Source organism: Bradyrhizobium sp. USDA 4516 (assembly GCF_054055915.1).
This window is the reverse complement of the sequence record NZ_JBSRXT010000001.1, coordinates 5,763,895-5,784,858: the sequence shown is the minus strand read 5'-3', so window position 1 is coordinate 5,784,858 and position 20,964 is coordinate 5,763,895. Positions and strand designations below refer to the sequence as shown.

Sequence of the window (20,964 nt, the reverse complement as noted above, 5' to 3'; positions counted from 1 at the left end):
CTGGAACGAGGGCGCTTGTTGAAGGTCTTATTCGTCACGACGGAGATGGACGATTTCGTCCGCGTGGGCGGGCTCGCCGCCGTTTCCGCCGCCCTTCCACGGGCGCTCCGCCCGTGGAGCGACGTCAGGATCATGCTTCCCGGCTACCGGGATGTGGTCGAACAGTTCACGCATATTGAAATCGTTGGGCAATGCCGAGCGCTCGCCGAGATGCCGGCCTGCACGCTCGGGCTTGCGTCGACCAGGGACGGACTTCCGGTCTATGTGCTGCTGTGCCCGCAACTCTACGAGAGGCCGGGCAATCCCTATGGCGATGAGTCCGGCCGCGACTGGCCCGACAACGACATCCGCTTCGGCCGCTTTGCCTCCGCCGCTGCCGAACTTGCAGCCGGGATGCTGGACAAGAATTGGGCAGCGGACCTCGTACACGCCAACGATTGGCAGGCGGCGCTCACACCGGCCTACCTCGCCTGGCGCAACGCGCGGATTCCGTCGATCCTCACCATCCACAATCTCGCCTATCAGGGCCTGTTTCCGAAGGACTCGCTGCGGCGGATCGGCGCACCGGAAAGCTCATTCCACATCGACGGGCTGGAGTTCTACGACAAGCTCTCCTTCCTCAAGGGCGGCCTCGTCTACGCCTCGCATCTGACCACGGTCAGCGCGACCTACGCCAGGGAGATCACAACCGCGGAGCTCGGCTGCGGTCTGGAAGGCCTGCTCCGCGTGCGCTCCGACGCCGACCAGCTGACCGGCATCCTGAACGGCATCGACGAGAGTTGGGATCCGCGCCATTGCGCGCAGCTCGCACAGCCGTTCGGCTCCGGCGACTGGAAGGGCAAGCAGGCCAACGCCGACTATGTCCGCCGCCAGTTCGGCCTTGCGGTCTCGCGCGGGCCGATCTTTGGCCTCGTCGCCCGCCTCGTGCATCAGAAAGGCGTCGACCTCGTGCTGTCGGCCGCCGACGAGATCGTCAGGGACGGCGGACAGATCGTCGTCACCGGCAGCGGCGAGCCGGCCATCGAGGATGCGCTGGTGGCCGCGCATCGCCGCCGGCCCGATGCGATCGGCGTGATCATCGGCTTCAACGATGGGCAGGCGCGCCGAATCTTCGCCGGCAGCGATTTCACCCTGATGCCGTCGCGCTTCGAGCCCTGCGGCCTCAGCCAGATGTATGCGCAGCGCTTCGGCTCGCTGCCGATCGGCCACCAGACCGGCGGGCTTGCGGAAACCATCGCCGACGGCGAGACCGGCTTCCTGTTCGCGCAGCCGTCGGCGGAATCCTTCCTCGGCGGCGTCAGGCGCGCCTTCGACGCCTACCGCGCCAAGGACCGGCTCAACGCCATGCGCTCCAGCGCGATGGCCAAGTCCTACAGCTGGGACCTGTCGGCCGCCTGCTACGGAGCGCTGTACAAAAGGCTGATCATGCCGCGCGTGATGGCGTAGGCGGCTCGCCTCGCGGGCTTGTGAAGCCGGGCGGCTGTGGGATCCCACCGGCCCGGTAACAATCGGGTCATTGCACCGAACCTTTCAGGCAATCACGTCGCCACACGGCTGGACGACGACGCATGCGTGAAATTGCGAATGATGACTTTTGCCCAAACGCGATTGCGATGGAGGAACATCATGGACGTCAACGAAGAGCGCCTCAATTCATTCATGGGAAAGATGATCGGCGATGTCGGCGCGGCGATGAATGCCTCGTTGATGCTGCTGGGCGACAAGCTCGGGCTGTACAGGGCCCTCGCGCAGGGCGGGCCGATGAATGCCGCGGCCCTGGCCAAGGCAACGGGAACGGCCGAGCGCTACATCCAGGAGTGGCTGTCGGCGCAGGCGGCCTCCGGCTACATCGAGTACGACAAGGCATCCGGAAAATTCTCGATGCTGCCCGAGCAGGCGCTCGCGCTGGCCGACGAGGACAGCCCGGTCTTCCTCGGCGCCGTCGGAAGCCTGGTCGGCGCGACCTTTCTCGATGAGCCAAAAATTACCGACGCCTTCAAGACCGGCAAAGGCGTCGGCTGGAACAGGCGCAGCGAGTGCCTGTTCTGCGGCACCGCCCGCTTCTTCCGCACCAGCTACAAGCACTATCTGGTGCAGGAATGGCTGCCGGCGCTCGAGGGCGTCGTCGACAAGCTGAAGAAAGGCGCCGTCGTCGCCGACGTCGGCTGCGGGCACGGCGTCTCGACGCGATTGATGGCGGAGGCGTTTCCAAAATCAACCTTCTACGGCTTCGATTATCACGAGGGCTCGATCGAGGCGGCGCGGAAGTCCGCGCGGGAGGCGGGATTGTCGGACCGCGTTCATTTCGAAACGCATTCCGCCAAGACATTCCCGGCCAAGGGCTATGACCTGGTGTGCTTCTTCGACTGCCTGCACGACATGGGCGATCCGGTCGGCGCCCTCAAGCATACCCGCTCCACCCTCGCCGACGACGGCACCTGCATGCTGATCGAGCCGTTCGCCAACGACCGGCTGGAGGACAACCTCAATCCGATCGGGCGCGTCTACTACGCCGCCTCGACGATGATCTGCACGCCGGCGTCGCTGGACCAGGAGGTCGGGCTCGCGCTCGGCGCGCAGGCCGGAGAGGCAAGACTGCGCGAGGTGGCGCGCCAGGGCGGCTTCTCGCGGTTCCGCCGCGCCGCGGAAACGCCGTTCAACCTGATCCTGGAAGCTCGCCCGTAAGACGGGCAACCGCACAATGCGATTGGGCGGCGACATCACGCCGCCGCCCAACGCTGCAATGCTGATCTCACGCCCCGGCCGCTCGTTGCGGCCTGCGTCCTCGACGCCCCGCTACCAGTCCTGTTGCGATTGCCAGAAGTACTGGCCGCCGCGCCGGCGCGGATTGGCCGCTTGCGGATTACCGTAAATCTGGGGATTGCCGTACTGAGGATTGCTGTATTGGGGACTGCCATACGGAGTACCGTATTGGGTGCCCGATTGGGGATTCCAGCTGCGCTGATAGAAGAAGCCGAAACCGTCGTCGTCTCTGCTCGCAACCATGTCGTCGGTCATCATGGGCCGGGTCGGCTTGCGCGTGATGAAACCGCCCTGAGGCTGGTTGCTCAGAACGGCGACGAATTCGGTGCGATAGTTGGTCTCGGCGCTCAATGGCTCGTCCGAGATGATGATCGAAGAGCGCGCAACGGCGGTCGGCGCGATGCGATCCAGCACATCCTGCGGGATGGTGATGCGGTCGAGCGCGTTCCTGGCGCTGTCGCCGTCGTCGATCGACACCTCGGTCCAGCGCAGACCGCCCGCGTCGTTGCGTGCCATCGCCGTGTAGATGTGCGTGCCGATCGGTTTGTCCGGATCGCGAATCGTGACTGGAACCTCGATGCTCGAGTCGAACACTTCGCCGCCATCAGCCCACGGCTTGTGGGTGTTGCGCCGAACGTAAAGCTTCTGCGTCGCGCGGCTGATGTAGACGGACACCGGCTCCAGCGCGAGCTTCGCCTCGGTCGCCGCCTTCTGGGTATCGGCTTTCCTGGTCTCGGCCGCCTTGGTGGCGTCCTTGGCGGCGGCTGCGGCGTCGAGCTTCGGCTTGGCGTCGCCCTGGGCGGCCTCGAACTGCGTGGTCGCTTCCGCGGCCTTGGCCACCGCCTTCTGCTTCAGATCCTCGGCGCGCGCCTTGGCCTGGTCGGTCTTGGCCGCGGCGAGCGTCTTGTCGGCCAACGCAACCGCAGCATCGGCACGGGTCTTGATCTGTTGCAATTTGCGCAGCGACGCCGGTGTGAACAGTGCGGCCTCCTTGGTCGCGGCTATCGAAGCCTTCTTCGCCTCGTCGGCTGCCTTGGCGGCATCCGCGGCCTCGCGGCTGAGCTTCTCGGCGCGCGCCGGAGCTGCCGCAATGGCTTGCGCGTTCGGCACGAACAGTGCCGGATGGGTGAAATCGACCGGGGCCGGGTCGTTCGGCGCGATGATCACCCGCATCCCGATCCGGGTCTTGTCGAACAGCTTCTCGGCAAAATCGTAGGGCATCCGGACGCAGCCGTGCGAGGCCGCATATCCCGGCAGCGGCCCGCCATGCAGCGCGATGCCGTTCCAGGTGATGCGCTGCATGTTGGGCATCCAGGCATCGTCATACAGGGTCGAGTGGTGGTCCTTGTCCTTCTCGATCAGCGCAAAGACGCCGGCCGGCGTCTCGCGTCCCTTGACGCCGCTCGAGACCGGCGCACGGTAGATCCAGCCCTCGGCGTCGTAGAGCGTCACCTTCTGGGCCTTGATCGACACGATCGCCATGATCGGCTCGCCAGCGGTGCGCGGCGCGGTCGCCTCGACGGCTGCCGCGGGACGCTGCTCTTTCGCCGCGACGCCACCGGTCAGTGACGCAAGTGTGACCATCGCTGCGAAAGTCACAAAGGCGGGTTGGCCCCAACGCCGCATCGCTCCGGTGGTTTGCGCCGTCGTCGTTCGATGTACCATGCCGCTCCTCGGTCGAAATGCCTGCCCGCGCTCCGTCAACCCCGTACCAGACCGCGATTTTGGATTGATTAATCGCCGCCACGGTCCAACGCGCGAACTCGCTCCTGGGGACCATCGGACTCGTTCCAGCAGCAAATCACTTATGTATTCACTCATATATGACGGCACATGCAGGAGAAAGGGTGCCGCGCAGCAAAACCGGCCGGTAGCCGCATCCCGGGTCTGGTCGGTGGCAGCCAATGGTGCCGCGGTTGCGCCCTGCCATCATGCCGTCCGCCGCGTCTCCGGCATCACCAGCCAGATCACGAACAGCCCGAATGCGGCGATCCCGGCGAGGCCCATGAAGGCCGTGCTGCTGCCGAGCTTGTCGCTGACATAGCCGGCCAGCACCGTGCTGAGCGACGCGCCAATGCCGACCGCGGTGCCGACAATGCCCTGCGCCAGGTTGAAATGGCCGCTGCCGAAGGCGATGTCGGCCACGATCAGCGGCACCATTACGCTGAAGATCGCCGCGGTGATGCCGTCGAAAATCTGCACCATGACCAGCACATAGGGGTCACGCACCGTCGCGAACAACAGGCCGCGGATCGCCAGCGCGGCGAATGCGATCAACAACAGCGGCCGCCGCCCCCAGGTCTGGGCCTTGCGGCCGACCGACGGCGAGGAAAGCGCGACGATCGCCTGCGGCACAATGATGCAGGCCGCGATCAGAACCGGCGCCCATTGGCTCGACCGGGTCGTCACCACGCCCGCCATCAGGGGCAGCATCGCGGCATTGGCGAGCTGGAACAGCATCATCGCGCCGGCGAAGATCAAGAGCGGCCGCTGCCGCACCAGGCCGACGACGCTGGTGGCGCGCTTGTCGGGGACTTCCCGTTTCACCTCGCCATGGGCCTGCGCGATGTCGATCTCGCGCTCGCGGATCCGGGCCAGCGACAACAGCGTCGGGATCGCCAGGATGAAGGTGACGAGGAACACCGAGCGGCTCGACAGCAGATAGCCGCAGGCGCCCATCAGTGCTGCGGCCGAGCCGCTGCCGAGCGAGGCGAAGCGCGCATTGCGGCCGAGCCGCTCGCCGATCGCAAGCGGCCCGACCAGGCCGAGGCTGATCGCGGCGATCGCCGGACCGAGCACGCAGCTCGCGAGCGCGTGCAGCGTCGCGGCGAGCGTCACCACGGGAAAGATCGGCCAGAGCGCGTAGGCCAACGCGCTGGCGCCAATCGCGGCCACCGCACAGCCCGCAACGACCCGCTCGGAGCGCGCCGCATCGACGATCGCTCCGCCGGGCATCTGGCCCAAGAGTCCGATAATGCCGCCGATCGAGAGCACGAAGCCGATCTCGACCTGGGTCCATTTCTGCGTCGTCAGATAGACCGCGACGAACGGGCCGAAGCCGGTCTGCACGTCGGCCAGGAAGAAGATGAACCAGTCGAGGCCGCGCTGGCTTTCCCGCGACGGCCCGCGCGGTTCCTCCGGAGTGGGCTGATCGGGGACAATTGACACAACGTTGGTGCTGCCGGCTGATCGCTCGCCACGATCGTCGCCAACCGTCTCTAAAGAAGAGTTCGGACGCGCGACCAGCTCTACCCCCCTAATGTTCGTAATCCCATGGATGCAGGCTTCCCGCCGCGCCCAGCACGATCAGCGGCGTATCTTCCTTGTACTCGGGCGCAGCGCTCACCTGCTGCTTGTTGAGGTCCAGCGTGATGCTGTCGCTCTTGCTGGAAACACCGGCGAAACGCAGCGCGTTCCAATCGACCACGATCTTGCGGCTGCCGACGCCGAGGAAGCCGCCGAAATCGATCACTGCGGCGCGGACCTTGCCGTCGCGGTCGACAATGACGTCGACGATACGGCCCATGTTCTCATTGGCGGAACTGCGAACGTCGCGCCCGAGAATGCCGTGCGCATCGCGAGCACCGATCACGGTCACCGACGGCGGCGGCGACGGTTCCTTGGACGGTTCCTTGGACGATTCCTTTGAGGGCTCCTTCGCCTGCTCCTTCGGCGTCGCAGAGGCTGCTGGCGGCGCCTGGGCTGCCGGCGGCGATGGTGCAGGCGCCGGCGCTTCGTCGTCGGCGGCCCGGACACCCGCGCATGCCAGCAGCGCCGCTGCGACCAGCATCATCATCATCCTCGGACGCATGTTACTCTCCCCGCGATTTCCCGGCGCGCGCATGCCGCGCGACGACGCTCAATGCGTCAGCACGATAGACACCTGGATCTGGCCGCGCGTTCGCAACACTTCGAGCGACACCTCGTCGTCATGGCGGCGCAGCCTCAGATCGACACTGGAAGCGCCGAGCCTGAGGTCGCGCAGCACCACGTCGTTGAGGAACTCCGGCAGCCGCGGATCGCGCAAGCGAATCTCGCCGCGCGCGGTGTCGAACTCGAGGCCGAGCGCAGCCTCCAGCAGCGTGAACGGCGTCGCGCTCGCCCAAGCCTGCGGTGCACAGGCCACGGGATAGAGCACTGGGCCGCGCCGGCGCTCGCGCCGGAAGCCGCAGAACAATTCCGGCAGCCGCCGCAGTTCCATATAGCTCGCGGCGTCGAACAGGCCCTTGAACAGATGCGCGACCGAATGCTTGAGGCCGTAGTGCGCGAATCCGAGTGCGATCAGCGCGTTGTCATGCGGCCAGATCGAGCCGTCGTGATAGGACATCGGGTTGTAGCGCACTTCGCCCGCGGCGACGGTGCGGATGCCCCAGCCCGAGAAGAACTTCTGGCTCATCAGGTCGGCGGCGACCCGTCGCGCGCGGTCTTCCCGCACCATGCCGGAAAACAATGTCTGGCCGGCATTCGACGTGCGCACCTTGCACGGCTGCTTGGCGCCGTCGAGCGCGACCGCATAGGTGCCGAGCTCCTCACACCAAAATGCTTCCTCGAACCGCTCGCGCAGCCGCTCGGCCTCGGCTTCCAGCTTCGCAGCCTTGTCGGCAAAGCCGAGCTTGCGCGCCGCGCGCGCGGCAAGCTGCTTGCCGGCAAATACGTAGCCCTGCACTTCCGCGAGCGCGATATTGCCCTCGGCAAGCGTTCCGTCGGCGTGGAAGATGGCGTCGAACGAATCCTTCCAGCCTTGATTGCGCAGCCCCTCCTCGGTGGCGCGCTGATATTCGACGAAGCCGTCACCGTCGGGATCGCCCGGGCCGTCGATCCATTGCAAGCCGGCCTCGACCGCGGGCCACAGCTCGCGCAGCGTCTCCAAATCGCCGGTGCGCTCCAGATAGAGCCCGGCGAGCAGCACGAACAGCGGAGTCGAATCGACGCTGCCATAATAATGCGCGAACGGCACCTCACGAAGCGCGGCCATCTCGCCGCCGCGCATCTCGTGCAGGATCTTGCCTGGCGCGGCATCGGCCAGCGGATCGACCGCCTTGGCCTGGAACAGCGCGAGCCGCTTCAGCACGCCCTTGGCGATCCGTGGATCGACCCACAGCATCTGCAACGCGGTGATCAGCCCGTCGCGGCCGAACGTCGTCGAATACCAGGGAATGCCGGCATAGGGGTAACGGCCCTGCGGGGTCTCGGTCATCAGCATGTTGAGGTCGGCCATCGCCTGACACAGCACCTCGTTGAAGATGTTGTTCGAGGTCTCGATGCTGGCTGCGCCGGCCGACGACGTCCGCATCTCGCGGCGATGCGCCAGCAGGCCGCGGAAGAACGGCACCGGCTTCTGCATGATCGGCTTGTTGCAGGAGACCGCGACGAACAGCGACGTGACCTGCCCCGGCTCGAGATCGAAATGATAGGTCGCCGCGTTGACCGACAGCCGCGTCGGCCGCGGATCGAAATGCAGCGCGGTGATCCGCGTCTGCTCGTCGAGGCCGCAATATTCCAGCACCACGTCGGTCGGGCCGAGCAGCTTGCTCGAGCCGATGCCCCGCCGCGGCCGGCGCTCGCCGCGCACTTCGAACAGATCGGCAAAGTCATTGTCGAACAGCAGCGTGAGATCGAAGCTTGCGGCATGATCGCCGTGATTCTGCAGGCCGATGCGCTGATAGGCCGTGCCGCGCCACAGAAAGATCGAGCGCACGATATGCAGCGTGTCCTTCGGCAGCGTGAGGCGGTCGTCGCGATAGACGTCGGAATTGGTAAGGTCGACCGTCAGCGCCGAATTGTCGTCGCGCATGTTGGAGCCGAGCAGGAGCGGCTGCACGTCCTCCAGCACCATTTCCAGCCGCGCCAGGTAGCGGGTGTCGGCGTTGAACAGGCCGTCCGGCCCGCCGGCCGAGGCGCCGATGTCGCCATGGCTGTCGAGCACGATGAAGGTGTCGTCATGCTTGAGCGAGCGCCGCGGCCGCGCCGCGGGCCCGGTCATCGGAATGTAGAACGGCGATTCGGCGACGTGCTCCGTGATGCGAGCGGTGATGATCTGCGTAACGACGTCAGCTGCCATCTGAACCTCTGGCGACTTTGCTTGGCCCGTATCCTGGTTCGAACGAACGCACCGGAACGCACAAACGCACTTGACGACGCGGGGTCAGGCCGCGCTGGTGGAAAGTCGGCCCATTTCACGCGCGACCAGGTCGCGGTAGGGGCCCCTTCCCTTCACGAGGATATCGGGCGGACCGTCCTCGACGATCCGGCCGCCCTGCAGCACAAGCACGCGGTCGAAGCTGCGCAGCGTCGCGAGGCGGTGCGCGATCGCGACCACGGTACGCCCGCGCATCAGCCGCGACAACGCCTCGCGGATCGCCTCCTCGGAATCGGCATCGAGCGCCGCGGTGGCCTCGTCGAGCAGCAGGATCGGCGCATCCTTCAGGAAGGCGCGCGCGATCGCGATGCGCTGGCGCTGGCCGCCGGAGACCTTGACGCCGCGATCGCCGACGATGGTGTTCATGCCCTCGGGCAAAGTTTCGATGAAGTCGCAGCGCGCCGCGATCGCCGCCCGCAGCACCTCGTCGTCGGTGGCGTCCGGCCGGCCGTAGCGGATGTTCTCCAGGATCGAACGGTGGAACAGCGAGATATCCTGCGGCACCACCGAGATTGCGGCGCGCAGGCTTTGCTGCGTGACGCGCGAGATGTCCTGGCCGTCGACGGTGATGTTGCCCTGCTCGACGTCGTAGAAGCGCTGCAGAAGGGTAAACAGTGTTGACTTGCCTCCGCCGGAGTGGCCGACCAGGCCGACCCGCTGGCCGGGCTGGATGCGCAGGCTGAAGCGCTCGAACACCTGCAGGCCGCCGGGATAGCGGAACGAGACGTTGTTGAAGGCGATCGCGGCGCCGCTCTTCACCAGCGCCTCGGCCTCCGGATGGTCCTTCAGCTCGTGCGGCTGCAGCAGCGTCGCCAGCGCCTCGGTCAGCCGCGCGACATGCTGGGTGACGTCGACCAGCGCGACCGCGAGATCGCGGGTGGCGCTGAGGATCGAGATGCCGAGCGTGCAGACCAGCACGACGTCGCCGGTGGTCGCCGCGCCCTGCTGCCAGAGGCTGAGCGCCCAGGCCAGCATCGCGATGGTCAGGATGACGGTCACGCCGGCGTGAATGAGACGAAGCTTCTCGAGGTAGCGCAGGGAACGGCCACGCGCGACGAGTTCCCGATTGACGGTCGCATCGAAGCGTTCGTGCTCATAGCCGAGGCCGCAGAACGCGCGTACCAGCGGCAGGTTGTTGATGACGTCGACCATTTCGCCGTCCACGGCGGCCGCCCTGTTGGCGAAATCGTCATGCAGCGGCCGGCCGGCGGCGGCGATGCGGAACATGGCCACCACCATGGTTCCGGCGATCAGGATCAGCACTGCTGACATTGTCACGCTGACTGTTCCAACCAGGGCGATCGCCGCGAAGGTCGCGATGCAGGGCGGCAACACGTTCCATACGAACATATTCTCGACGGTGAACACCGCGTTCGAGGTCGCCGTGATCCGGCTGGTCAGCATGCCCGGCAGCCGGTCCGTGAAATAGCTCGGCGCGTGGCCGGTGAGATGGCGGAACATGTCGCGGCGAAGATCGCCGGTGACGCTGACAAAGGTGTAGCTCGCGGTCCAGCTCGCGATCCGCCACAGGAAGTTGTCGGCTGCAATCAGTGACATGAGCAGAGCGAATGCCAGCCATACGCCGCTCGCGGCCGACGGCCCTGCCGACAGCGCATCGACCAGATTCTTCACGCCGTATTGCGTGCCTACCGAGCAGGCAACCGCCGCAACAACGGCTGACAAAATCACAACATGCGACGGCAGACGCCGGCGCAGATAGCGCAACACAAAGGGAAACGGACGATGCGCATATCCTGACAGATGGTCCATGACGTCCTGCAAAGCTGTTGAAGGTGAACGAGAAAATTCTAGTCGAAGCTCTCGCGCACGATGACGTGAAGGGCGGCGGTGGGATTCCTTGATGCAGCCATCACTGCGCAACAATTTTGCAACGCTGGCATAGGCAAAACCGTGTTGGAGCGTGATGGCATCAGCAAGACCACAGTGTGATGGAAGAAAGAAGCGGCAGATCTCCCACATCTAAGGAACCTCGCACGTGCGAGAACGTTCCCGTCTTTGGCATGTCGGTGCCATCTGAGGGCTGAGGGTAGTTCATTCCACATTACAAACAGGAGACGGAGAGATGCGCATCGCGCAGGTTGCCCCGCTGACGGAGGCTGTTCCCCCCAAGCTCTACGGCGGCACCGAACGGGTCGTGCACTGGCTGACCGAAGAACTTGTAACACTTGGACATGACGTGACGTTGTTCGCCAGTGGCGATTCTCAAACCTCCGCGAAGCTCGATGCGACCTGGCCGAAGGCACTGCGGCTCGACGGCTCGGTCCGCGATCCCAATGCGCTCCACATGGTGATGCTGGAACGCGTGCGGCAGAAGGCCGACGACGAGGAGTTCGACTTCCTGCACTGCCATCTCGACTATTATCCGTGGTCGCTGTTCGCGCGGCAGCCGACGCCGTTCGTCACCACCTTGCACGGACGGCTCGACCTGCCGGAGCATCAGCCGGTCTTCAACACCTTCTCGAAGATTCCGGTGATCTCGATCTCCAACGCGCAGCGGCGGCCGGTGCCGCAGGCGCATTGGGTGCGCACCATCCATCACGGCCTACCGGAGAATCTGCTGACGCCGCAACCGGCGAAGCCGTCCTATCTCGCGGTACTCGGGCGCATCGCGCCGGAGAAAGGCGTCGATCGCGCGATCAAGATCGCAACCCGCTGCGGCATTCCGCTGAGGATCGCGGCTAAGGTCGATCGTGCCGACCAGGAATATTACGATGAGTTGATCAAGCCGCTGATCACCAGCAACCCGTTGGTCGAGTTCATCGGCGAAATCAGCGACCGCGAGAAGCCGGATTTTCTCAGCGGCGCGATCGGGCTCCTGGTTCCGATCGACTGGCCGGAGCCGTTCGGCCTCGTGATGATCGAAGCGATGGCCTGCGGCACGCCCGTCATCGCCTATAACCGCGGCTCGGTGCCGGAGATCATCGAGGATGGCCTGACCGGCTTCATCGTCGAGGACGAGATCAGTGCGATCTCCTCCGTCGGCCGCCTAGGAACGCTCAATCGCGACGCGATCCGCAAGCAGTTCGAGACCCGCTTCACCGCGCGGCGCATGGCGCTCGACTATCTCGCCGCCTTCCGCGGCCTGATGGAAGCCGAGCCGCGCTTCAAGCTGGTGGCCAGCGCAGAGTAGCAGTTGCAGCGGCCGATCGAATGATCCGGCGGGCCGGCCGGCACCATCCGTGCCGGTCCGTCGGGTCGTTCGATTGTCAATAATACCGTCGTGAGCGGCGGCAACTCTCACGCAGCAAAACACTACGCATGCCCGCGTCGCACGATTGCTGCGACGCACCAGCGATGACAGGTTTCCCCATCAGTTCGGCTGATATCGCCTTTGCGAATGCCGAATTACGTGCTCTTATGCGCCGCGCTTGAGCAAAAAATAATAAGCGAGCGGACGGAGCAACCGTGCCGTGATCGCGCAGGGGGAACGCCATGACAGGGGACCGCAAGCCGTCGGCCATTAATAATGCCGCACCGACCAGAGCCTCACAAAACAAGCTGAACCGCCGCAAATTCCTCGCCAAGACCGGCGGCGTGCTGGCGGCAGGCGCGTTCGGCGCCGTTCCGCTGCGCGGCTGGGCGGCCGATCCGATCAACATCGGCGCGCTCTATCCGACCACCGGCAGCATGGCGCAGATCGGCGTCGGCTGCGTGGCTGCGTCCAAGCTCGCGGTCGACATGGTCAACGAGGCCGGCGGCATCAAGTCGCTCGGCGGCGCCAAGCTCAACCTCATCGTCTCGGACGTGCAGAGCGACACCACGGTGACGCGCACCGAGACCGACCGCCTGATCACGGGCAACAAGCTGTCGGCGATCCACGGCTGCTATGCCAGCGCGCTGACCTTGATCGCGAGCGAAGTCTGCGAACGGGCGAAGGTCCCGATCATCACCGGATCGAGCTCCGATCAGCTCAACAAGGGACGCACCTACACCTTCACGCCGTTCGCGCGCGCTTCGCAGTTTGCCAAGGCGCAGCTGCAGATGGCCAAGCTGGTCAGCGAGCAGGCCAAGGTCGCCGTCATTTTCGAGAACACCGCGTTCGGCACCTCGACCTCGAACGGGCTGAAGGAGCTGGCGCCGGGCGAAGGCGTCGAGATCGTGATGTTCGAGCCCTACTCGGCCGGCTTCACCGATGCGAGCCCGCTGATCAACAAGGTCAAGGCCTCCGGCGCCAACACGCTGTTCTCACTGTCCTATCTCAACGACCTCATCCTGATCGTGCGCACCGTGAAGCAGGTCGGGCTCAACATCGCGATCAACGGCGGCTCCGGCGGCTTCGTGATGCCGGACTTCTACAAGAATGTCGGCAATGCCGCCGAGGGCCTGCAGGGCGTTGCGCACTGGAACCACGACGTCAGCGACGACGCGCAGAAGGTGAATGCCGAATTCAAGAAGCGCACCGGCGAGTTCGCGTTCGAATATGCCGGCGGCCTGGTCGCGCAGACCTTCATGCTGGCCGACGCGCTGGAGCGCGCCGCCTCCGCCGATCCCAAGAAGGTGCGCGAGGCGCTCTCGACGCTCGATGTTTCCTCGGGCTTTGCTGCGATGGCGCCGGGCGGCAAGGTGAAGTTCGGGCCGGACGGCAAGAACGTCTACGGCCGCCCGGTCGGCGTGCAGTGGCAAAACACCGATCTCGTCAGCGTCTTCCCGAAGGAAGACGCCCGCGCCCCGCTGATGAAGACCTGAACCGCGGTCGCATCGCATGTGGGAGACACTGGCCCAGGCCGTGATCAACGGCCTGCTCATCGGCGGCATCTACGCGCTTGTCAGCATCGGCGTCACGCTGATCTTCGGCGTGGTCAAGATCGTCAACTTCGCCCAGGGCGAGTTCGTGATGATCGGGATGTATATCTCGTTCTTCCTCGCCACCCAGTTCGGCATCGATCCACTGGTCTCGCTCGTGGTCTCGATGCCGGTGCTGTTCCTCGCCGGCGTCCTGATCCAGCATTTCCTGATCCGCAGGGTGCTGGGGCCGAACGACATGCCGCAGATCTTCCTGACCTTCGCGCTGTCGCTGTTGCTGCTCAATCTCTCGCTGATGTTGTTCAGCGCCAATTACCGCACAGTCCACACGTCCTATTCGGATGCGGCGTGGCATATCGGCGGGCTGTACATCCCGGTGGCGAAACTGATCGCCTTCGCGGTCGCGATGGCGCTGAGCGGGCTGCTGTGGGTATTCCTGCACACCACCGATCTCGGCCGCGCGATGCGCGCCGCATCGCAGAACCGCGACGTCGCGATGCTGATGGGGATCAATCCGAACCGCGTGTTCGCGGTCGCGTTCGGCACCGCGCTGGCGCTCGCGGGCGCCGCCGGCTCGCTGCTGATGCCGTTCTATTCAGCCTATCCGTTTGTCGGCCAGGTGTTTGTGCTGATGGCGTTCGTCGCCGTGGTGATGGGCACGCTCGGCAATGTGATGGGCGCGCTGATCGCAAGCCTGATGATGGGCGTCGCGGAATCGCTCGGCATCCAGTTCGTCGGCGCCGATTCCGGCCTGATCGTGGTGTTCGCGCTGCTGCTGCTGACGCTCGCGTTCAGGCCGAGCGGGCTCGGCGCCAGGAGGGGCCGGTGATGCAGACGTCCAGCAACATGAAATGGCTGTGGCTTGCGATCGGGGCGGTCGTCATGCTCGCCTTGCCCCAGCTCGTCACCTCGTCATTCGCGATCGACATCTTCATCCGCATCCTGCTGTTCTCCTTCATCGGCGTCGCCTGGAACCTGATGGGCGGCTACGCCAAGCAGCTGTCGCTTGGCCACGCCGCCTATTTCGGGCTCGGCGCCTACACCTCCACCATCATGCAGGTGAACTACGGCATCTCGCCCTGGATCGGGATGATCGCGGGCGGCGTGGTCGCGATGCTCGCAAGCCTGCCGATCGGCTGGCTCTGCTTCCGCCTGCGCGGCCCCTATTTCACCATCGCCACCATCGCGACCGCCCAGGTGCTGATGCTGATCTTCCTCAAGTTCCGCGACTTCGCCTGGGGCGCCGAAGGCACCACGATCCCGAACCTCGGCAGCGCGCCGCTGATGATGCAGTTCGAGGAGAAGTCGTCGTACTATTACGTCGTGCTCGGCCTGCTCGTGGTCGGGCTGTGGATCACCCACAGGATCGAGAAATCCTGGATCGGCTACTATCTCGTCGCGATCGGCGAGGATGAGGACGCCGCCGAGGCGGTCGGCGTCAACGCGCCGAAGGTCAAGCGCGACATCTACATGATCAGCGCGTTCCTGACTGCGCTCGCCGGGACTTTCTACACGCAGTACATCTACTTCATCGATCCTGCGACCGCGTTCAGCTTCAACGTCTCGATCGAGGCGGCGCTGGTGTCGATCGTCGGCGGCATCGGCACGCTGTGGGGCCCGGTGATCGGCACCGTGCTGCTGGAGACCACCTCGGCGCTGCTGCAAAGCTGGCTCGGCAGCTCGGTCGGCGGCATCCAGCTCACGGTCTACAGCCTGATCCTGATGGCTGTCATCCTGTGGCGGCCGACCGGGCTGATCGGGTTCGCGACCGATATCTATCACCGCACCGCCCGGCGCAAGCCGGCGCGCGCCTGAGGTCGTCGCGATGGCAGAAGCACTCGTCATCAAGGGTCTCAGCAAGCGCTTCGGCGGCCTGCGCGCCGTGCAGGACGTCAGCTTCACGGTGCAGGAGAACGAGACGGTCGCGCTCATCGGGCCGAACGGCGCCGGCAAGACCACGAGCTTTCATTTGATCACGGGATTTCATCGACCGGATTCCGGCTCGGTGCTCGCCTTCGGTCACGAGGTCGTGGGGCTCAAGCCGCATGACGTCTGCGCGCTGGGCCTTGCCCGCACCTTCCAGGTGGCAAAGCCGTTCGGCGCGATGACCGTGCTCGCCAATGTGATGACCGGCGCGTTCCTGCGCGACCGGCATATCGCGGCCGCGCACAACAAGGCGCTCGAGGCGATCGAGTTCGTCGGCCTCTCCGCCAAAGAGCAGACCCCGGCCAAGGACCTCACCACCATCGACCAGCGCCGGCTGGAAATGGCCCGCGCGCTGGCAACGCAGCCAAAAATCCTGCTGCTCGACGAGGTGATGGCCGGACTCAACCCGGCCGAGATCGACCAGGCGGTGGCGCTGGTGAAGAAGCTCTCCGCCAGCGGCCTCACCATCGTGATCGTCGAGCATGTGATGCGCGCGATCATGGCGGTGGCTCGCCACATCGTGGTGCTCGACCACGGCCAGAAGATCGCCGAGGGCGCGCCGAAGGAGATCGTGGAGAATCCGGAAGTGATCCGCGCCTATCTCGGCTCCTATGTGCATCCGCCGGCGCAGGGAGACGCCCATGCTTGAGCTCTCGCGCGTCAGCGCCAGCTACGGCTCGGTCCCTGCCATCACCGATGTCAGCATCTCCATTGGCGAGGGCGAAGCCGTCGGCCTGTTAGGTGCCAACGGTGCCGGCAAGAGCACGACGCTGCGCGCCGTCTCCGGCCTCGTCAAGCTGTTCGGCGGCAAGGTCACGTTCGACGGCGTCGACCTCGCCACGCTGCCGCCCTACCGGATCCCCGAGCTCGGCATCGCGCATGTGCCGGAAGGCCGCCAGGTGTTCCCGGAAATGACGGTGCAGGAGAATCTCGAGATCGGCGCCTACACGCCGAAGGCCAAGGCGGATCGCGCGCGCACGATGGAGCTCGTCTACAGCATCTTCCCGCGGCTCGCCGACCGCAGGAGACAGCTCGCCGGCACCATGAGCGGCGGCGAGCAGCAGATGGTCGCGGTCGGCCGCGGGCTGATGCTGAAGCCCCGCCTTCTGATGCTGGACGAGCCCTCGCTGGGCCTCGCGCCTGTGATGACCGACGTCACCTTCGAGAAGATCGGCGAGATCCACAAGATGGGCACCGCGATCCTGCTGGTCGAGCAGAATGTCAGCCGCGCGCTGTCGCTGGTGCAGCGGGCCTACGTGCTGGAAAGCGGCAATGTGATCATGCAAGGCAGCAGCGCCGAGCTCGCGGGCAACAAGCAGGTGCAGGCGGCGTATCTCGGGATTTGAGATACTTGCCAACTCAGTGCGTAAGTTAAGTGCCACGTCATTCCGGGATGGTCCGAAGGACCAGACCCGGAATCTCGAGATTCCGGGTTCGATGCTTCGCATCGCCCGGGAATGACTTCGTCAAGTCACCGCCGTCCGCTTCGGCTCGACGATCTCGAACATCCGCGGGAATTCGTCCATCAGCGCCATCAATTCATCGAGCCGCTGCAGCTCGCCGGATGTCTTGATCCTGCCGGCATCGACGGCGTCCGGGAAAGTGGTCAGCTTGGCGATGACCTCGTCCAGCACGCTGCGCGCCAGCGTGAAGCTCGCCTGCGCATCGGCCGCCTGCGCACCCCTAACGTAGGTCAGGGCTGAATTCTCGAGATTGAGCACGAAGGTCTCGCCGGTATCGGTAAAGCTCCAGTTCAGCACGATGCGCTTGCCTTCGGCCTTGGGGCCGTTGAGGCGGATGCCGAGCACGTCCCAAAGCTGCTCGGTGCGCAGCGCAGCCAGCGTCTCGCGCGGCATCGGCGAGCGCGGCGGCGTCTTCGGCATGCCCTGCCGCAGCTCCTGCGCACCGAACAGATAGGCGTTGCGCCAGGTCGAGCTTTCCGCGGCATAGCCGAGCTGCTCGAACGTGTCGGCGAGGAGCGAGCGCGCGGCCTGATTATCAGGCTCGGCGAACACGAGATGGCTGACGGCCTGCGCCACGAAACGGAATTCGCCCTTGGCAAAATCCGCCGCGGCGCGTTTCAGGATCGCGTCGGCGCCGCCCATATACTCCACATATTTCTTGCCGGCCTCGACCGGCGGCAGCGGATCGAGGTTGACCGGATTGGCATCGTACCAGCCGAGATATTTCTGGTAGATCGCCTTCACATTGTGCCTGATGTGGCCGTAATAGCCGCGGCCGTGCCAGGCGCCCTCCAGGCTCTGCGGCAGGCGGATCGTCTCGGCGATCTCGGCTGCATTGAGCCCATGGTTCATTAGACGGATGGTCTGGTCGTGCGCGTATTTGTAGAGGTCGCGCTGCTCGCGGATCATGGTGTCGATCCGCGCCTGCCCCCACACCGGCCAGTGGTGCTGGCCGCACATCGCTTCCGCCTTGCCGCCCCACATCTGCAACGCCTCGCCGAGATATTTCGACCAGGCCAGCGCATCGCGCACATCCGCGCCGCGGAACGGCAGCAGATTGTGGAAATTGTGCGTGCAGTTCTCCGCAAGATTCAGGAGCTTGTAGCGCGGGATGAAGAAATGCATCTCCGCCGGCGCCTCGCTGTTCGGCGCCATCTGGAATTCGAACTCGACGCCGTCGATCACGCGCTTGTCGCCGGTCGCGATGATCAAATCGGTCGGCCGCAGCAGCGCCACGCCGCCCGCCGCCATAGTCTTGCCGAGGCCGCAGTCGACATGGCCGCGCACGCCCCTGGCGAGGAACGGCCCGAACTGGTATTGCGCACGGCGCAGCATCGCCGGCCCCGCGATGATGTTCTCGGAGACCGCATGCTCCATGAAGAGGTTCGGCGCGATGATCGGCACGCCCGCCGCCAGCATAGCGTCGTCGAGCACACCGCGGGCGCCGCCCCAATGGTCGGTGTGGGTGTGGGTGAAGATGACGGCGGCGACCGGCCGCTTGCCGCGGTGCCGGAAGTACAATTCCATCGCGGCGCGCGCGCCCTCGATCGAGGTCAGCGTGTCGACCACGATGACGCCCGTGTCACCCTCGATCAGGGTCATGTTGGCGATGTCGAGGCCACGCACCTGGTAGACACCCGGCACCACCTCGAACAGGCCGTGATGCATGTTGAGCCGCGACTGCCGCCACAGGCTCGGATCGACGGTCGCGGGCGCTTTCTCCTCGGACAGGAATCCGTAGGGCTCGAGACTCCAGACCACCCTGCCCTGGGCCGAGGTGACGCGTGCGTTCTCGATGGTGCCGAGAAAGCCGCGCGCGGCGTCGTCGAAGTCCCTGGTGTCGGCGAACGGCAGCGCCTTCAGCGTCGCCGCGTGCTGCGCGATGACCGGCGCGGATGCCGCCTTCGGACTTTCATGCGACGTTTCGCTTGCGGTTGTCTGGGCCATACTCAAGCACTCCCTCGATTGGCGGAAATCGGTTCCGATCGCGCTTCCCTCAGCGGAATTGCACGCCCTCGAACTGGCCGCTACGGCGCCAGCCGTCGATATATTTGAAGTAGGCCAGCGCGCCCGAGGGATGGCCGACACTGAGCTTGGCCGCGGAACCGGGCTCACGGCCCTCATTGTTGTAGTAACCGGGCGTGCAATCCGGCCCGCCGATCATCCGGCCGACGCCAGTCAGCAGCAGTTCGACCCAGCGATCCTCGGCTTCCTTGCTGACCTCGATTTCCATGAAGCCGTTGTCCTGCGCGTGGCCGACCATCAGCGCGATGGTGCGCGCCGCTTCGGTCAGATTGTGTGGCACGTTGGAGATCAGATTGGCGCCCTGGGTCGGCTGCACGAAGAACACGTTGGGGAAGCCGTGCACGTGGATGCCGTGCTTGGTACGCATGCCCTCGGCCCAGTGCTCCGATAGCTTGATGCCGTCGCGGCCGGTCAGATCGAAGCCCGCGCGCCGCTTGTACTCGGTACCGACCTCAAAGCCGGACGCATAGATGATGCAGTCGAGCTGATACTCCTTGCCCGCAACGACGATTCCGTTCTCGGTGATCTCCTCGACGCCCTTGCCGTCGGTATCGACCAGATGGGTGCCCGGCGTATTGAACGCCTGCAGATAGGCGTCGTGGAAGCATGGCCGCTTGCAGAGCTGGCCGTACCAGGCCTTGAGATTCCTGGCAGTGTCGGCATCGCGGACGATGGTGTCGACCCGGTTGCGGATTTCCTCCATCTTCTCGAAGTCAGAATCCTCGAACGCGGCCCGCATGTTCTCCACGCTTCGCTGCTCGCGCGGCAGCAGCATGATCTTGGCGCGGATCCGCTTCGACAGGTCGGTCCAGCCGTCCTGCACCAGATCTTCCTCGGCCGATCCGCCGGCCTGGTTGGCGGTGAAATTCTCCAGCCAGCGCTGTTGCCAGCCCGGCGTCGCGATCTCGGCAAACCAGTCGGGATCGATCGGCCCGTTGCCACGCACATCGACCGACGACGGCGTGCGCTGGAATACGTAGAGCTCCTTGCAGGCGCGCGCGAGGTGCGGAATGCATTGCACGGAGGTCGCGCCGGTGCCGATGATGCCGACGCGCTTGTCGGCAAGCTTGTCCATCAGCGCGCCCGCAGGGTTACCGCCGGTGTAGTCGTAATCCCAGCGGCTGGTGTGGAACGAGTGGCCCTTGAAGCGCTCGATGCCGGGTATGCCGGGCAGTTTCGGCACGTGCAGCGGGCCTGTGCCGATGCCGACATATTGCGCGGTAAACGCGTCGCCCCGCGTGGTGCGGATGATCCAGCGCGATTGCGCGGCGTCCCAATCGAGGCTCGTGACCTCGGTGTGGAACAGCGCGTTGTCGTAGAGACTGAATTGCCGGCCGATCCGCTGGCAATGCGCGAGGATCTCGGGCGCATGCGCGTATTTCTCGGACGGCATGTGGCCGGTCTCTTCCAGCAGCGGCATGTAGACCATCGACGCCGTATCGCATTGCGCGCCGGGATATCGGTTCCAGTACCAGGTGCCGCCGAAATCGCCGCCCTTCTCGACAATGCGGACGTCCTTGATCCCGGCCTCGGTCAGCCGCGCCGCGGTGGCGAGCCCGGCGAAGCCGCCGCCGATAAAGGCGAAGGTGACGTGATCGGTCTTCGGCGCGCGCTCAACGACCGGCGTGTAGGGATCGTCGAGATAATGCGCGAGCTGGCCCTTGATCTGGAGATACTGGTCATTGCCGTCGGGACGCAGCCGCTTGTTGCGCTCCTCCTGATACTTCAGGCGCAGCCTCTCCTTGTCGATCGCGGCGGGCTTTGCGTCTCGGGCTTGCTCGGTCATCGTCATCGGAAGTCGCCTCGCTCCAGCGGTTCCTCGTCCTTATTCCCGGCAGATAAGCCGATATCGACACGATTTGCAAATTCATTCCGATATATTGA

15 protein-coding genes are annotated in these 20,964 nt (G+C 65.2%); 8 read left to right on the top strand and 7 right to left on the bottom strand.

Features of this window, described 5'->3' with window-relative positions:
• Positions 1 to 18: 18 nt before the first annotated feature.
• Positions 19 to 1,446 carry a glycogen synthase GlgA gene (glgA, locus tag ACVI1L_RS26370; protein WP_057017576.1) on the top strand — a complete coding sequence of 476 codons (1,428 nt, stop codon included), beginning with the start codon at positions 19 to 21 and terminating at the stop codon, positions 1,444 to 1,446.
• Positions 1,447 to 1,626: 180 nt separating this feature from the next.
• Entirely contained in the window at positions 1,627 to 2,685 is a 1,059-nt protein-coding gene (locus ACVI1L_RS26365; RefSeq protein WP_057017529.1) for a class I SAM-dependent methyltransferase, read from the top strand.
• Between the two features lie 111 nt (positions 2,686 to 2,796).
• Here the strand turns inward: ACVI1L_RS26365 and ACVI1L_RS26360 are convergent, their stop codons facing one another.
• From ACVI1L_RS26360 to ACVI1L_RS26340, 5 genes are all read right to left on the bottom strand, one after another.
• Positions 2,797 to 4,428, bottom strand: a complete 1,632-nt coding sequence (locus tag ACVI1L_RS26360; protein WP_057017530.1) for a L,D-transpeptidase — start codon at positions 4,426 to 4,428, stop codon at positions 2,797 to 2,799.
• Between the two features lie 264 nt (positions 4,429 to 4,692).
• A complete protein-coding gene (locus ACVI1L_RS26355; RefSeq protein WP_456784258.1) occupies positions 4,693 to 5,931 on the bottom strand; it encodes an MFS transporter in 1,239 nt (412 codons plus the stop codon).
• Positions 5,932 to 6,019: 88 nt separating this feature from the next.
• Entirely contained in the window at positions 6,020 to 6,562 is a 543-nt protein-coding gene (locus ACVI1L_RS26350; RefSeq protein ID WP_168857915.1) for a PRC-barrel domain-containing protein, read from the bottom strand.
• A 60-nt stretch (positions 6,563 to 6,622) separates the two neighbouring features.
• The gene (locus ACVI1L_RS26345) at positions 6,623 to 8,824 is read right to left on the bottom strand and encodes an amylo-alpha-1,6-glucosidase (protein ID WP_456784257.1); all 2,202 of its coding nucleotides are present in this window, start codon (positions 8,822 to 8,824) and stop codon (positions 6,623 to 6,625) included.
• 84 nt (positions 8,825 to 8,908) lie between these two features.
• Positions 8,909 to 10,672, bottom strand: a complete 1,764-nt coding sequence (locus ACVI1L_RS26340; protein ID WP_456784256.1) for an ABC transporter ATP-binding protein — start codon at positions 10,670 to 10,672, stop codon at positions 8,909 to 8,911.
• Between the two features lie 313 nt (positions 10,673 to 10,985).
• On the opposite strand from ACVI1L_RS26340, the gene ACVI1L_RS26335 reads away from it, so the two are divergent.
• The 6 genes from ACVI1L_RS26335 (at position 10,986) to ACVI1L_RS26310 (ending at position 16,938) form a co-directional block, all read left to right on the top strand.
• A complete protein-coding gene (locus ACVI1L_RS26335) occupies positions 10,986 to 12,053 on the top strand; it encodes a glycosyltransferase family 4 protein (RefSeq protein ID WP_057017535.1) in 1,068 nt (355 codons plus the stop codon).
• A 302-nt stretch (positions 12,054 to 12,355) separates the two neighbouring features.
• Positions 12,356 to 13,609 (top strand): ABC transporter substrate-binding protein, encoded by a 1,254-nt coding sequence (locus ACVI1L_RS26330; protein ID WP_456784255.1) that lies wholly within the window; start codon positions 12,356 to 12,358, stop codon positions 13,607 to 13,609.
• A gap of 16 nt (positions 13,610 to 13,625) precedes the next feature.
• Complete coding sequence (locus tag ACVI1L_RS26325) at positions 13,626 to 14,495, top strand: branched-chain amino acid ABC transporter permease (protein ID WP_028334343.1); 870 nt, start codon at positions 13,626 to 13,628, stop codon at positions 14,493 to 14,495.
• Positions 14,495 to 15,481, top strand: coding sequence for a branched-chain amino acid ABC transporter permease (locus tag ACVI1L_RS26320; RefSeq protein WP_057017537.1), 987 nt, complete (start codon positions 14,495 to 14,497; stop codon positions 15,479 to 15,481). Before ACVI1L_RS26325 ends, ACVI1L_RS26320 begins: the two co-directional genes overlap by 1 nt.
• Positions 15,482 to 15,491: 10 nt before the next feature.
• Complete coding sequence (locus ACVI1L_RS26315; RefSeq protein WP_057017538.1) at positions 15,492 to 16,241, top strand: ABC transporter ATP-binding protein; 750 nt, start codon at positions 15,492 to 15,494, stop codon at positions 16,239 to 16,241.
• Positions 16,234 to 16,938: an ABC transporter ATP-binding protein gene (locus ACVI1L_RS26310; RefSeq protein WP_199805251.1), complete on the top strand. Its 705-nt coding sequence runs from the start codon at positions 16,234 to 16,236 to the stop codon at positions 16,936 to 16,938. The genes ACVI1L_RS26315 and ACVI1L_RS26310 overlap by 8 nt, the downstream gene beginning before the upstream one ends.
• Before the next feature lie 120 nt (positions 16,939 to 17,058).
• On the opposite strand, the gene ACVI1L_RS26305 is transcribed toward ACVI1L_RS26310, so the two are convergent.
• Together ACVI1L_RS26305 and ACVI1L_RS26300 are read right to left on the bottom strand one after the other, a co-directional pair.
• Positions 17,059 to 19,002 carry an alkyl/aryl-sulfatase gene (locus tag ACVI1L_RS26305; protein ID WP_057017540.1) on the bottom strand — a complete coding sequence of 648 codons (1,944 nt, stop codon included), beginning with the start codon at positions 19,000 to 19,002 and terminating at the stop codon, positions 17,059 to 17,061.
• Positions 19,003 to 19,051: 49 nt separating this feature from the next.
• On the bottom strand, positions 19,052 to 20,872 hold the full coding sequence (locus ACVI1L_RS26300; RefSeq protein WP_082653805.1) for a flavin-containing monooxygenase: 1,821 nt from the start codon (positions 20,870 to 20,872) through the stop codon (positions 19,052 to 19,054).
• Between the last annotated feature and the right edge of the window lie 92 nt (positions 20,873 to 20,964).

What these genes read in the sequence shown, in the direction of transcription:
- ACVI1L_RS26320 (WP_057017537.1), top strand. Translation starts at nt 14,495, where the DNA reads ATGCAGACGTCCAGCAACATGAAATGGCTGTGGCTTGCGATCGGGGCG.
- ACVI1L_RS26340 (WP_456784256.1), bottom strand. Translation starts at nt 10,672, where the DNA reads ATGGACCATCTGTCAGGATATGCGCATCGTCCGTTTCCCTTTGTGTTG.
- ACVI1L_RS26360 (WP_057017530.1), bottom strand. Translation starts at nt 4,428, where the DNA reads ATGGTACATCGAACGACGACGGCGCAAACCACCGGAGCGATGCGGCGT.
- ACVI1L_RS26345 (WP_456784257.1), bottom strand. Translation starts at nt 8,824, where the DNA reads ATGGCAGCTGACGTCGTTACGCAGATCATCACCGCTCGCATCACGGAG.
- ACVI1L_RS26335 (WP_057017535.1), top strand. Translation starts at nt 10,986, where the DNA reads ATGCGCATCGCGCAGGTTGCCCCGCTGACGGAGGCTGTTCCCCCCAAG.
- ACVI1L_RS26330 (WP_456784255.1), top strand. Translation starts at nt 12,356, where the DNA reads ATGACAGGGGACCGCAAGCCGTCGGCCATTAATAATGCCGCACCGACC.
- ACVI1L_RS26310 (WP_199805251.1), top strand. Translation starts at nt 16,234, where the DNA reads ATGCTTGAGCTCTCGCGCGTCAGCGCCAGCTACGGCTCGGTCCCTGCC.
- ACVI1L_RS26305 (WP_057017540.1), bottom strand. Translation starts at nt 19,002, where the DNA reads ATGGCCCAGACAACCGCAAGCGAAACGTCGCATGAAAGTCCGAAGGCG.
- ACVI1L_RS26350 (WP_168857915.1), bottom strand. Translation starts at nt 6,562, where the DNA reads ATGATGATGATGCTGGTCGCAGCGGCGCTGCTGGCATGCGCGGGTGTC.
- ACVI1L_RS26325 (WP_028334343.1), top strand. Translation starts at nt 13,626, where the DNA reads ATGTGGGAGACACTGGCCCAGGCCGTGATCAACGGCCTGCTCATCGGC.
- ACVI1L_RS26365 (WP_057017529.1), top strand. Translation starts at nt 1,627, where the DNA reads ATGGACGTCAACGAAGAGCGCCTCAATTCATTCATGGGAAAGATGATC.
- ACVI1L_RS26315 (WP_057017538.1), top strand. Translation starts at nt 15,492, where the DNA reads ATGGCAGAAGCACTCGTCATCAAGGGTCTCAGCAAGCGCTTCGGCGGC.
- ACVI1L_RS26300 (WP_082653805.1), bottom strand. Translation starts at nt 20,872, where the DNA reads ATGACGATGACCGAGCAAGCCCGAGACGCAAAGCCCGCCGCGATCGAC.